13 protein-coding genes are annotated in these 12,459 nt (G+C 64.2%); 5 read left to right on the forward strand and 8 right to left on the reverse strand.

Annotated features, from left to right (window positions below; all coding sequences use genetic code 11):
• Window positions 1-40: 40 nt before the first annotated feature.
• The 3 genes from C8N35_RS01140 to C8N35_RS01150 all read right to left on the reverse strand — a co-directional run bounded on the left by C8N35_RS01140 (window position 41) and on the right by C8N35_RS01150 (window position 2,397).
• Window positions 41-652 carry a YfbR-like 5'-deoxynucleotidase gene (locus C8N35_RS01140; protein ID WP_107987795.1) on the reverse strand — a complete coding sequence of 204 codons (612 nt, stop codon included), beginning with the start codon at window positions 650-652 and terminating at the stop codon, window positions 41-43.
• A 14-nt stretch (window positions 653-666) separates the two neighbouring features.
• Window positions 667-1,542, reverse strand: coding sequence for a CAF17-like 4Fe-4S cluster assembly/insertion protein YgfZ (gene ygfZ / locus C8N35_RS01145; protein WP_107987796.1), 876 nt, complete (start codon window positions 1,540-1,542; stop codon window positions 667-669).
• 153 nt (window positions 1,543-1,695) lie between these two features.
• Window positions 1,696-2,397: a hypothetical protein gene (locus C8N35_RS01150; protein WP_210203348.1), complete on the reverse strand. Its 702-nt coding sequence runs from the start codon at window positions 2,395-2,397 to the stop codon at window positions 1,696-1,698.
• A 350-nt stretch (window positions 2,398-2,747) separates the two neighbouring features.
• Here C8N35_RS01150 and C8N35_RS01160 point away from each other — a divergent pair, with 350 nt between their 5' ends.
• Window positions 2,748-3,386, forward strand: a complete 639-nt coding sequence (locus C8N35_RS01160; protein WP_210203349.1) for a LysE family translocator — start codon at window positions 2,748-2,750, stop codon at window positions 3,384-3,386.
• Window positions 3,387-3,468: 82 nt separating this feature from the next.
• Here C8N35_RS01160 and C8N35_RS01165 read toward each other — a convergent pair whose 3' ends face one another.
• The 3 genes from C8N35_RS01165 to C8N35_RS01175 all read right to left on the reverse strand — a co-directional run bounded on the left by C8N35_RS01165 (window position 3,469) and on the right by C8N35_RS01175 (window position 5,078).
• On the reverse strand, window positions 3,469-3,747 hold the full coding sequence (locus C8N35_RS01165; RefSeq protein ID WP_107987799.1) for a hypothetical protein: 279 nt from the start codon (window positions 3,745-3,747) through the stop codon (window positions 3,469-3,471).
• 303 nt (window positions 3,748-4,050) lie between these two features.
• Window positions 4,051-4,449 (reverse strand): TIGR02301 family protein, encoded by a 399-nt coding sequence (locus C8N35_RS01170; RefSeq protein WP_107988999.1) that lies wholly within the window; start codon window positions 4,447-4,449, stop codon window positions 4,051-4,053.
• Window positions 4,450-4,565: 116 nt separating this feature from the next.
• Window positions 4,566-5,078 carry a hypothetical protein gene (locus C8N35_RS01175; protein ID WP_107987800.1) on the reverse strand — a complete coding sequence of 171 codons (513 nt, stop codon included), beginning with the start codon at window positions 5,076-5,078 and terminating at the stop codon, window positions 4,566-4,568.
• A 136-nt stretch (window positions 5,079-5,214) separates the two neighbouring features.
• Between C8N35_RS01175 and C8N35_RS01180 the strand changes: the two genes are divergently transcribed.
• The 4 genes from C8N35_RS01180 (at window position 5,215) to nadC (ending at window position 9,814) form a co-directional block, all read left to right on the forward strand.
• Window positions 5,215-5,952: an SOS response-associated peptidase gene (locus tag C8N35_RS01180; RefSeq protein WP_245926615.1), complete on the forward strand. Its 738-nt coding sequence runs from the start codon at window positions 5,215-5,217 to the stop codon at window positions 5,950-5,952.
• Between the two features lie 199 nt (window positions 5,953-6,151).
• On the forward strand, window positions 6,152-7,231 hold the full coding sequence (gene nadA, locus C8N35_RS01185; protein ID WP_210203350.1) for a quinolinate synthase NadA: 1,080 nt from the start codon (window positions 6,152-6,154) through the stop codon (window positions 7,229-7,231).
• Window positions 7,232-7,304: 73 nt separating this feature from the next.
• Window positions 7,305-8,957 carry an L-aspartate oxidase gene (locus C8N35_RS01190; RefSeq protein ID WP_107987803.1) on the forward strand — a complete coding sequence of 551 codons (1,653 nt, stop codon included), beginning with the start codon at window positions 7,305-7,307 and terminating at the stop codon, window positions 8,955-8,957.
• A complete protein-coding gene (nadC, locus tag C8N35_RS01195) occupies window positions 8,954-9,814 on the forward strand; it encodes a carboxylating nicotinate-nucleotide diphosphorylase (RefSeq protein ID WP_107987804.1) in 861 nt (286 codons plus the stop codon). Before C8N35_RS01190 ends, nadC begins: the two co-directional genes overlap by 4 nt.
• A 9-nt stretch (window positions 9,815-9,823) precedes the next feature.
• Here nadC and C8N35_RS01200 read toward each other — a convergent pair whose 3' ends face one another.
• Together C8N35_RS01200 and C8N35_RS01205 are read right to left on the reverse strand one after the other, a co-directional pair.
• A complete protein-coding gene (locus tag C8N35_RS01200) occupies window positions 9,824-10,978 on the reverse strand; it encodes a GGDEF domain-containing protein (protein WP_107987805.1) in 1,155 nt (384 codons plus the stop codon).
• A 252-nt stretch (window positions 10,979-11,230) separates the two neighbouring features.
• Window positions 11,231-12,418 (reverse strand): cell wall hydrolase, encoded by a 1,188-nt coding sequence (locus tag C8N35_RS01205; RefSeq protein ID WP_210203351.1) that lies wholly within the window; start codon window positions 12,416-12,418, stop codon window positions 11,231-11,233.
• Between the last annotated feature and the right edge of the window lie 41 nt (window positions 12,419-12,459).

The following is a 12,459-nucleotide window of genomic DNA, read 5'->3' on the forward strand; positions in this document are numbered from 1 at the left end:
GAATGGCAAGAGGAGCGCCTTCGCCGCGCTCTTTTTTCCTTCAACCTTTCGAGATCGCCGCCTCCAGTTCCGCGAACCTTTCGAGAAACCGCGTCTGTGCCTGCGCCGCCGGCCACGGCTTCAACCCCAGCGGAGAGAAACCGCGCGGACGGCCGAAGATGCGCGCGGCCTCCGCGGCGTCGAAACCGGCCAGTTCGACCGCCTCGAAATAGGCGGAGACGATATCGGCCCGCTTGGCGAGCTTCTTGATCTTTTCCGGCAGTTTTTGGGGAAGGGAGAAGCGCAGGTGGATGGCCGCCTGCAGACGCGCCTCAACCACCTTGTAATCGCCGCCCATCACCGTCTTGAACGGCGAGATCATGTCGCCGATGACGTATTCCGGCGCATCGTGCAGCAGCATGGCAAGCCGCCATTTCGGCTCCAGATCCTCGACCATGCGGCACGCCAGGTCTTCCACCACGATGGAGTGCTGGGCAACGGAAAAGGCATGGTCGCCCACCGTCTGACCGTTCCAACGCGCCACACGCGCCAGCCCGTGCGCGATGTCGGAAATCTCAACATCGAGCGGAGAGGGATCGAGAAGATCGAGCCGGCGGCCGGACAGCATTCGCTGCCAGGCGCGCGCGGCGTTGCCGGCCTTGTCCGCCGCCATGCGTCAGACCACCCTCATGCGCCGGCCTCGCCGGCTTCGGCATCCGCCGGCCACGCGAACTGCGCCCAGTCCGGTATCTTCGGCGTGACCGCAATGCCGCCGGCCGTGACGGGCGCGCCTTCCTTCAATGCTGTGCCGATACGGTCGATACGCACGAGCGCGAGGCCGCGCCGGCCCGCGACCGACCCGAGCGTGCCCGCCGCCTTGCCTGCGGCCGTGATTTCGCTGCCCGTCTGCGGCAGATCGCTCTCCGCGCTCACCTCGACGATCCGCCGCCGTGCGGTGCCGCGATGGCGCATGCGCGAGACGACTTCCTGGCCGACATAACAGCCCTTGTCGAAGGCGACGCCTGCCAGCTGGTCCATGTCGGCATCGTGGGGAAAGGTCTGCCCGTACTCGAAATCGATACCGCCTGCGGGTACGGCGAGCGCGATGCGATGCGTGTCCCATGCGGCTTCGTCCGTTTCGATGAAGCCGGCGGGCGGCGTCGCCTCGCGGGGCAGGATGAGCCGGAAGCCGAGATCGACGTGGCGCGGATCGGCAAAGGCGCCGTCCGGCATTTCCGCCTCCCCCCAGATCGCCAGCACCTGATGGGTCTCGCTCAGGTTCGCGATCTCCACCTTGGCGCGCAGCTTGTAGAGCGTCATCCGCTTGACAAAATCGGCGACGAGCGCGGCCGGCAGATCGAACCGGAAGGCCCCCTCGCGACGTTCAACGAGAAAGTCGAACAGGATCTTGCCCTGCGGCGTCAGCAGCCCGCCGTAGCGCGCGGCACCTTCCTCAAGTCCCGCGACATCGCAGGTGATGAGCCCTTGCAGGAAATGCTCCGCCCCCTCCCCCCCGATCCCGACCACGGCGCGCGATGGAAGTGGGGCGATACAAGCGGTCATGAATAAGGCTCCGGAATGATGCCGATGATCTTCAAGGCGACATAGGAAAGTTGAGCCGGCAGGGCAAGACAATCACCGCTTCCAGGCCCCCGATATTCGGCACCTGGCGCGCGGCGCGTTCGTCGAAACGGCGACGCGCGAAGGGTTCGCTCTTCAGTCGCCGGCCACGAAATAGTGCCACGTTCCGTCCGGGCCGATGCCGACGCGGTAGAAGATGTAGGCACCGAAATCCTGCATCTCCTCCACGTCCGCCGCCGTCAGGATACGGTATAGCTCCACCTCCTGAGGCGGGGTCAGCTTGTTGACCGGATAGCGCGCGAAGTAGGGCCAGATATACATCTCCTGCGGCGTACCCACGTCGACATGAACCCAGCCGGCCTCCAGAATTTCGGTCAGAATGGCGAGCAGTTCACGGCCATTGGGGTCCCCGGAGGACTGCTTCAGAAAATCGATGGGATCGTTGATCTGCGACAGGGACAGCGTCGGCGGCATCTCGTTTGATTCAAGAACAGGGCGAAGGCGTTCCACATCGCCCGTACGCGCGGCATCGAGAATCTGTTCGCGAAGCCGCATCACCGGCTTGGGCAGACCGGTCGCGCCGTAGTGGATCTCGGGAAGCGGCGTGGCGCCCGTGTCCACGCCCGTAACCAGCCCCTCGTCCGGCATGGACTGGGGGGCCGCCTGCTCGCCTTGCGTCCCTGGTTCGCCGTCGCGGGGAATCGTCGCCCCCGGGGCCTGGCTTTCCGCGCCCGCAGGAATTTCGATGCGTTGCGTCGTCACCTTTGCGGCCTCGGCCGGCGCGGCAAGGATCATTGCCGCCGCAAGCACCGCCAGTGCCGGAAAGGGTGTCGTCATGAATGAGCTCCCGATCGATGAGGTGGGACGGCGCGCATACGCGTCCCTGCGACAGGCGCGCACTATGCGCTGCCCGTCGTCGCCGTTCAATGGCATGACGGGTGACATCCGTGGACGGCAGGCGGCCCATGACATTCGCGCTGAAACACCCGCCCTGGTGCCTGCGACGAGTACCGCAGTTGCCCGTCAGGAACATATTGCGTATGGCTGACACCGCATCGCGGACACTATCCTGCCGGTGCCCTCGCGGGATGCACGAGGCCCGGGACCGGAGTATCGGCGGGCCTGTTCCCGACCAGGTCCGCGGAGCCGGATCGCGACTGACTTGGCCGTGGCCGAAGGAGACCCGCTTGTTGTTTTTCGTCACCGGTATCGGGATTGGGCTGATCGTTTCCGCCCCCGTTGGACCGGTCAACCTGATGACGATCCAGCGAGCCTTCAAGAACGGCTTCGGCGCCGGTTTTGCGGCCGGTATCGGCGCGGTTCTCGCCGATACTCTCTATGCCGCCATCGCCGCATTCGGGATTTCGACGATCGCGCATTTCCTGTCAGGCCACAAACTGACCATCCAGGCGGTGGGCGGCCTGTTGCTGATTGGCTTCGGCTGGCTGACGGTGCGCACCCACCCTCATCTCGACACAATGGCCGGCCCGCGCGCGGATGTCGGAGCAGGCTTCCTGGCGAGCCTTCTCGCCGCCTTCGCGATGACCCTGACCAATCCGGGCGCGGTTTTGGGGTTTCTGGCGATCTTCGGGTCGCTCGGGGAGCTGACGCCGGAACATGACGATTATGCGGGAGCGTTGATGCTGGTGGCGGGCGTCGCCGTCGGCGCGCTGGCGTGGTGGGCCGGGATAGCCGCGCTGGTGACCCACCTGCGCGGCCGAATGAACGACCGCTGGCTGGACCGCATCAATTTCGGCGCCGGAGGACTTTTGATGCTGTTCGGCATCATTATCCTCTCCGGTACGCTCTACCAGTTGAACGTCTGACCGGGCCGCATTTCGATCGCTCCCGGGGCGGCATGGCGAGCCACCCGGGGAAAACTGCCGCGCGTTGCGGCGGGGAGCGCGGCTATTGCAGCGTTCTGTTGACGGTGTACTCGCCTTCCAGAATGCGGCGCGGCAGGCCTTCGGCCAGTTCGGCAACAGCCGTTTCGCCATAAGCCGCCACAAGATCGATCAGCGCGGTAAAGAGCGCAGCATGCGCCACCGCATCAGCGTCGACTCCATCGGCGATCGCGTCAGCCCATGCGTCGCTGATATAGCCCATCGCAAGGCGGCGTTCGTCCTCGGGACGAATGCCTTCTTCAGCTTCTTCGCTCAGGATCTCGTCTTTTTCGTCAATAATCATAAAGATTTGCCACCGCTGCGGAACCGCGGCACATCCTTTGATGGCCTTCGATCCGAATCAGAAGGTAACACGTCTTGGCGGCCGGAACATCGGTAAGGTTGAGCAAGTGTTAATAACTAATGAGAAATTCAACAGGAAAGGTTAACCTTGTGTCCCGCGACGGCACATCTTCCGTAGGGAACAACCTGAAATATAGCCGGAAAAACAACACATTGGCCAAGGATTGCGGCGACAGTCCACAATTGCGGGCAAAGGCGGCGCCGAATCAAGGCGTTGGCGGCAGGCCTTGAAGGTCGTTTCGCCTCAACGACTGTAGCGCGCGCTGATTTCGGCGGCCAGTTCCGCCCCTTCCGCCATGTAACTTTCGACGGCGCGGCGCGCGGACGGGGTGCATTCACGGTAAACGGAAGCAAAAGCCCGATAGCCGCGATTGAAGCGCTCCACCAGTTTGCGGCGTCTGTCCTCGTCGCTTCCTTCGGCTTTCACCAGCGCATCCATCTCGTCGCGCCAGCGGCTGCCGTCCTTGGCTCCGCAAAGCGCGCGCAGGTAGTGGATCGATCCCAGGAGTTCCGAAAGGCGCAGGAGCTGCGGCTCATAGGGCGCCGTTTCCGCGGATGCGGCGGGACGAGCGGTCGCCGCGAAGGCGGACAGCATGAGAACGACAAGGAAAGGGGTGCGCGCCCGGCGAAGCATCTTGATCATGGCGGGGATAATGGTCGTGGCGACAACGCCATGCAAGCGGCAACACCGCGCAATTCAGCGTCTTGTCGGCACTCACGGGGCCAGACCTCGAGCCCGGCCTCCGGCACGCAAACGCTTCAGGCGAACAAGGCGTCGATATCGGCCTGCGAGGATTCGCTTTCCGCTTCGCCTTCCGACGACGGCGTGGTGTCATTTCCGTGGATCACACCGCCGGCTTCCGCGATCAGCGGCTTCAGACGGTTTGCCACCTCTGTTGCTATCTCGCCGACCTGGTCCGGTTCCGCCTCCTCCAGTTCGCACTGGGCAGCATGAATCTCGGAATTCATCTCCGCAGTGATGGTGTCGAAGGTTCCGCGTTCCGCCGTCGGCGCGGCGTTGTAGGCGCGCACCGCCAGTTCCTTGGCGGCGAAATTGGAGTTCATGAAGTGATCGGCGTAGCTCAGCGGCTGCCAGGCGAGCACGTCGGGAATGCACTCCGGCATGTCGCAAAGCAGCTCGAGCAGCATCACCACTTCATTGAAATGATTCAGATAATCGGTGGCGAGACCGGTCTTTGGATTGATATTGGCTTCCACCAGCTTCTCGTGGCCGAGGTCGCCGTGGCCGATCGTCTCGCGTTCGTCCAACATCACCGGTACTTTCCTTCTAGAAATCGGCGAGATTCTATAAAGAGTGTCTTGCCAATTGCTTACCTCAAGCCATCAGGAAAAAGACATAGTGTGTGGACGATACAGCCTGACCGCGACACCGGAAGAAGTACAGGCGATGTTCGCGTACGCAGACAGGCCGAACTTCCCGCCACGCTACAATATCGCCCCGACCCAGCCGATCGCGATCGTCCGGATCGAGCTGGGAGAACGGCGCTTTGCGCTTGTTCGCTGGGGCCTTTTGCCCGGCTGGGTGAAGGACCCTTCGCAGTTCTCGCTGCTGATCAACGCACGTGCGGAGACAGCGGCCGAAAAGCCGGCATTTCGCGGATCCATGCGTCACAATCGTTGCCTCATCCCGGCCAGCGGCTTCTATGAATGGCGCAAGGTCGGGGACGGCCCCAAGCAACCCTACTGGATCGCGCCGAAGGACGGTGGGCTCGTGGCCTTTGCCGGCCTTTGGTCGGACTGGGGGAGCGCCGATGGCAGCCAGGTCGACACCGCCGCCATCCTGACGACAAACGCCAACGCCACGCTGAAGCCTATCCATCACCGCATGCCCGTTGTCATCGCACCGGGTGATTTCGAGCGCTGGCTGGATACCTCTCACACCGAGCCGCGCGACGTGAAGGACCTGTTGTCCCCTCCCCCGGACGACCTGTTCACCGCTGTCCCCGTTTCCACCCGGGTCAATGCCGTACGCAACGACGATGGAGACTTGCACAAGCCGGTGGAAGAGCCCGCGCCCGCGCTGTCGGCCGGGAAGCCGAACACAAATGCGGGCCGGAAGGAAACGAAGAGGACACCGGCCCAAAAGCGCCCCGACGCCAATGACGATCAATTCGATCTCTTCTGACTGGCTGCGCCCGACGTCCAACCGATGGCGGATTTGCGCGGATCCGGTCCCCCTTTGAAAATCAGCGCTGGCGATTTCCGGCGGAAACGCCTATAAAGGCTCAAACTGAGCATAAGTGGGAAGAGCGGCCGGCACATTGCCGGTTATTCATGTGACCCATTTATGCTCAATATGAGTATAAATGTGGAAGGAGGTCCCCATGCCCGTCCTGCAACAGCAACGGCACTCCGAAACCGCGCACCGGCAGCGCGTGTCTTCGGCAAAGTTCCAGCCTTTGGCGATGCCCGCGCTCGACTATACGGGGGAGGTCGCGGAGGCGACGGCGGAGGCCTACGAAAAGGTCCGGCACGTCATCCCGGCCATCGAGTGGCCCGCCTACGCGCCCTACATCAAGGCGATCAACGACCTGAAACGGCAGCGCAACGCGGTCATCCTGGCGCACAACTACATGACGCCGGAGATCTTCCACGGCGTGGCCGACATTGTCGGCGACAGCCTTCAGCTCGCCAAGGAGGCGGCGACATCGCAGGCCGATGTCATCGTTCAGTGCGGCGTGCACTTCATGGCGGAGACGTCGAAGATCCTCAACCCGGACAAGACCATCCTGATGCCGGATATGGCGGCGGGCTGCTCGCTGGCCCAGTCCATCACCGGCGCGGACGTGCGCGCGCTTCGCCAGAAGCATCCCGGAGTGCCGATCGTCACCTATGTGAACACGTCGGCCGACGTGAAGGCGGAGTGCGATATCTGCTGCACCTCGTCCAATGCGGTGGAGGTGGTCGAGTCTCTCGGCGCACCGCGCGTTCTGCTGGTTCCCGACAAGTATCTCGCCGCCAACGTGGCGTTGCGCACGACTGTCGAGATCCTGACATGGGAGGGCGCCTGCGTCGTCCATCAGCGCTTCACCGGCGCGGAAATGCGCGAGTACCGCAACTCGGTGCCGGGCGTGAAGATCATCGCCCATCCCGAATGCCCGACGGACGTGACGGCGGAGGCCGACTATACCGGCTCCACCGCCGGCATGATCAACTGGCTCAAGGAGAACAGCCCGAAGAAGGCGCTGCTCGTCACCGAATGCTCGATGGCCGACAATGTCGCGTCTCAGGCGCCGGGCGTCGACTTCGTGCGGCCCTGCAATCTCTGCCCCTACATGAAAATGATCACGCTGCCGAAGATCCTCGAAAGCCTCGTTCACATGCGTGCCGAGGTAACCGTCGATCCGGCCATCGCCGCGCGCGCCCGCACGGCCGTGGAGCGGATGATCAGCCTGAAGAGCTGAGGGACGCCACGCGCCGTCCCGCCCCGGCTCTGCGCACGAGTGGCGCCCCTCTCCCGTTGAAGGGAAAACCATCATGACCGACGATCTTCTTTCCGCCCTCAACCGGGGCGATCGCTCCACCGCCACACCGGCCGGTCCCGGCCCGGATGACGTCATCGTTCTGGGCGGCGGTCTGGCCGGACTTTTCTGTGCATTGAAACTCAGCCCGCGGCCCGTGACGGTTCTCACCGCCGCGCCCATCGGCGAGGGCGCCTCGTCCGCCTGGGCGCAAGGCGGCATCGCGGCCGCAGTCAGCGAAGGCGACACGGCCGAGGCGCACGCGAATGACACGATCGCGGTCGGAGGTGGCATCTGCGACGAGGACATCGTCAGGGCCATGACGGGAGAAGCGGCGGAGCGCATCGCCGATCTGCTGAGCTACGGCGTGCCCTTCGACAAGGATCTGGAGGGAAGACTGCGGCTTTCGCGCGAGGCGGCCCATTCTCAGCGCCGCGTGGTGCGCGTCGGCGGAGACAGGGCCGGGCGCGCGATCATGGATGCGGTTGTCGCCACCGTCAGGAACACACCCTCAATCCGCGTGATCGAGGGCTTTACAGGCGAAAGCCTGATCATGGAGACAGGCACCGTCAGCGGCATTGTCGCGCGCCGCAATGCGGACGGACGACGCTTCTCGTTCAGCGCCCGCGCCGTGGTGCTGGCTTCAGGCGGAACCGGTCATCTCTATGAGGTGACCACCAATCCGCCGGAGGCGTGCGGACAGGGTATCGCCATGGCCGCCCGTGCGGGCGCCGTGATTGCGGATGCGGAATTCGTTCAGTTCCACCCGACCGCCATCGATATCGGCCGGGATCCGGCACCGCTCGCCACCGAGGCTTTGCGCGGCGAGGGATCGAGGCTCATCAACCGCGCCGGCGAGCGCTTCATGGAAGCCGCCCACCCGCTGAAGGAACTCGCTCCGCGCGACATCGTCGCGCGCGCCATTCACCGCGAGGTCGCGGCCGGACGGGGGGCGTTTCTCGACACGCGCGAGGCTGTCGGCACGGCCTTTCCCGAGCGCTACCCGACCGTCAACGGCAGCTGCCGCGAGGCGGGCATCGATCCGGTTCGCGAGCCGATCCCCGTCCGTCCGGCGGCCCATTATCACATGGGCGGAGTGTGGACCGACGAACGCGGACGGACTTCACTCGACGGACTGTGGGCGGCCGGCGAGGTCTCCTCCACCGGCGCGCACGGCGCCAACCGCCTTGCCTCCAACTCTCTTCTGGAAGCGGTGGTCTTTGCCGCCCGGATCGCCGAAGACGTGGCCCGGGTGGTGCCGGCAGGCGCTGCTCCGCAATGGCGAGCGCTACCCGCCATCGACGGCCAAGCGGATGCCAGCGATACGGATGCCGCCACGATCGCACGACTGCGCCGGACGATGGCCGAAAAGGTCGGCGTGGTGCGCGATGGCGCGGGCCTGCGCGCGGCGTTGTCCGAGATAGCCGCCCTTTCGGCCGAATGCGACGGTATCGATTGCGCCAACATGATCGTGACCGCCAGGCTTATCGCCGCGGCGGCCTACGCGCGGCTCGAAAGCCGGGGCGCTCATTGCCGGTCCGATTTCCCGCACGAAGACACGACCCTGGCGCGCAGAAGCCGGATGACGCTTGCCGACGCCGATGCCATTCTGCGTGATGCGCTCGCCACGCAGATCACCCCCGCCCCGATGCTGGAAGATGCCCGATGACACTCAACATTCCCGACCTTGCGCGCCTGATGATCGATGATGCGGTGAAGGCCGCGCTGCTGGAGGACTGGGGACGCGCCGGAGATATCACCACGCAGGCGACCATCCCCGGGGATGCCCGCGCCCGCGCCGCGATCGCGTCGCGCAAGGAAGGGCGGCTTGCCGGGACCGGCTTCGTCGAAAGCGCCTGCCGGCTGACGGATCCCGCCATCCGTGTCGAGCTGCTTGCCCATGACGGCGACGTACTGCAGCCAGGCACGGCAGTCGCCAGGCTTTCCGGCCCAGCGCGCTCGATCCTCGCGTGCGAGCGCGCTGGGCTCAACTATCTCGGCCATCTGAGCGGCATCGCGACGGCGACGTCCCTCTTCGTCGCCCGCGTCGCCCACACGAAAGCATCGATCGTCTGTACGAGAAAGACGACGCCGGGGCTCAGGGCTTTCGAGAAATACGCCGTGCGGTGCGGTGGCGGTGCAAACCACCGTTTCGGGCTCGATGATGCGGTGCTGATCAAGGACAACCACATCGCGGTTGCCGGCGGGGTGGTTCGGGCCATCGAGCGGGCCAAGGCCCATGCCGGGCACATGGTGAAGATCGAGGTCGAGGTCGACACGCTGGAGCAGCTGCGCGAGGCGATGAGCGCCGCACCCGACGCGGTGCTGCTCGACAACATGGGACCGGAAAGCCTGAGGAGCGCGGTTGACATCGTCGCCGGGCGGGCGCTGACCGAGGCCTCCGGCGGCATCGAGCTCGGGACCGTGGCGGCGATCGCGGAAGCGGGGGTGGACCTCATCTCGACCGGCTGGATCACCCATTCCGCACCGGTGCTCGATCTGGGGCTGGATATCGAGATCGACTGATAGTCCGGCTCAGGCGGCCATTTCGTCGTCAAAGCGGCAGACGCGATTGCGGCCGGCCTTTTTCGCCGCGTAAAGAGCGGTATCGGCCGCGTCGAACATCGCACCGATCGCGATCTCCTCGCCCGGCGGACAGCCACAGACGCCTGCGCTCACCGTGCAGCGGATCAGTTGCGCCGCGCAGAAGATCTTCTGGCGCGCAAAGCGCAGGCGGATGCGGTTCGCCACGACCAGGGCGCGTTCGGGGGTGCAATCGGTAAGAACGACCGCAAATTCCTCACCGCCGATACGAGCTGCGACATCCTGCTTTCTCAGGCTTGCGCTGCACACAGAGGCAAAGCGCCGGAGCACGGCATCGCCAAAGGCATGTCCGTAATCGTCGTTCAAGACCTTGAAGCGATCGAGATCGAAAATGATGATGGCCATGTTGCCCTGGGGCGAACGGGCGATCACCAGATCATCGAAGGCGCGACGATTGAGCAGGCCTGTCAGTGCGTCGGTGCGCGCTTCCACCTTGTGGTCACGCGCCACCCGTTCCTGGTTGATGGCAAGCGACAAGCCGCCGATCCCGGTCACGCCGATGATGGAAACGAGGGCGTTGAAGGTTTCCGCCCAGTTTTGCGGCGCGTGATCGAGCTCGAACGGACTTTCGATGACCAGCATGACGGCGCAGCAGGCGAAGGAAAAGGCCTCGAGCAGATAAAGCCCGGCCAGCCATTTCAGCGAGGCGAGGTTTTCAGTTCGTGCAAGCCAGTATTCCGTGGCGGTTGCAACCAGAAGCCCGGTTGAGGCCACATTCATCGCGATGAGCATCGTTCCCACGAGCCCCGCCCAATGGAAGGCGAGTTGCAACATGATCGCGAGGGCCGCCAAGATGCCGACTTCGCAAAGCGGCAGTCGGTTGCAACGGAACTGACGTGAAGCTCCCCAGCAAATGACGAAGCCGATCAGGATGAACGAGGTTCCGACCGCTGCGGGAATTTGCGTCGGATACGCGGCGTAGTACCCGAAGGCAGCCGAACCGACGACCAGCACCATGGCGGCGCACGACCAGGTCAGGAGGAACGTGTCGCGACGGTTCGCAGCCCAAGAGACCGCCAGGGTCAAACTCGCGGCGACGCAACTGACCGAAACGGCCAACAAGAGTGAACTGTACTGCAAGGTCATGAACCAAAGTCGCCGAACCTATTGGTTACGAACGCACGAGGATCCTGACCGCCCAAATCTTAATTTGGAGTTCACCGTCACTTCAAGCAATGCTCAAATTCTCCGAACCAAACCGGGATACCGCGCCCGACATCGATCGTTTCCTTCGTCAGGGCTGACATTCCACGCAAGTGGTGCGGCACATATTGTCGCATGCCATGTGCAAGCCGCCCCGGTCGGATAACCGCGTTCAGTTGCAAAGGCACATCCGCCTCAGCCCCAGCCGCCACCATAGGTCTGGTAGAAGACGTGACGGCCGATCTTGCCGAGGCGTTTCATCTTGCGCGCCCAGCGCGGACGCACGTAAGTGGCGTGATAGTGGGTGGAGGCGCCGATCTTTTCCGACCAGTGTTTGCCGGCCACGATCTCGCGGGCAAGCCTTTGCGCGACTTCCCAGGACTCCTTGGAGACGATGCGTTCGGGCAGACCATCGCAGGCGAAGGAAAACTGGCAGGAATTTCGCTGCGTCCGGTTCTGATAGACAACCTTGCAGATGGTCGCCGGATAGGCCGGGTTCTTGACGCGGTTGAGAACCACCTGGGCGACGGCCGCCTGACCGGATTCCGGTTCGCCGCGCGCCTCGAAATAGATCGCCTCGGCAAGACAACGCTGTTCCTTGGGCAGGATGACGTTTGCCGGCAACGGATTGGACACCCACCAGTGCGGGTTCTCGCGGTCGACAGCCTCTTCCTCCGGCGTCGGTCCCGGGGGCATGCCGAAGAGGGCGGCGAACGGCAGGGACGTGTCCTCGACCGCGCTCGGCGCATAGGCGGAGAGCGAGGAGAACCCCGCTGCCGCAGCGGCGCGCGCCATCAGCATCTTGTTGAGATTGAGCGGTTTGCCGTCGCTTCGTGTTGCCTGGTTGGCGGAGGCCACCATGCGGTTCTGCGGCATGGCCTGGGGCTGAACGAAGGCAACGCGCGGCAGGCTCTGGCGCGGCTCCGCGCCGATCAGGCTGCCCATGTAGTAGACGGACCCGGCCGACTGGTCGACCATCTGGCGGTCGGGAGCCACGGAGACAAGCCGATTGCCCTTGGAGGCACGGTTTGTGCGCACTTCCTCCGGCACCTGGACAATGCCGCGGCCGTAAACGTCCGCACTGATGCCCGTCACGATGGCGGCCCGACCGTTTCTTGTTCTTGTCGTGATCTGATAACTCGGCCCGCTGGCGGCATCGGCCGAGGCGAGCGTCAGTGTCGGCTGGGCGGAAGACGTTTCCCCCGTTGCCTGGATCGCGGCCAGCCAGCGCGTGGAGGATCTCTCCTCGCGCTGCATGAGGCTCAGCGTATCCTGAAAGGCAAACGTTTCGGGAAACCCGAAATAGATTGCAAGCCCGAGAAGGACGGACCTCGAGCACGTGCCGGCGACGCGGCTGATCTTCAACGCAGACAGGCCGGACATACCTGTTACTCCACAAAACCCAATTCGGCCCTGCCGGTCTT

It is taken from the genome of Breoghania corrubedonensis (assembly GCF_003053845.1).
Taxonomy (GTDB): domain Bacteria; phylum Pseudomonadota; class Alphaproteobacteria; order Rhizobiales; family Stappiaceae; genus Breoghania; species Breoghania corrubedonensis.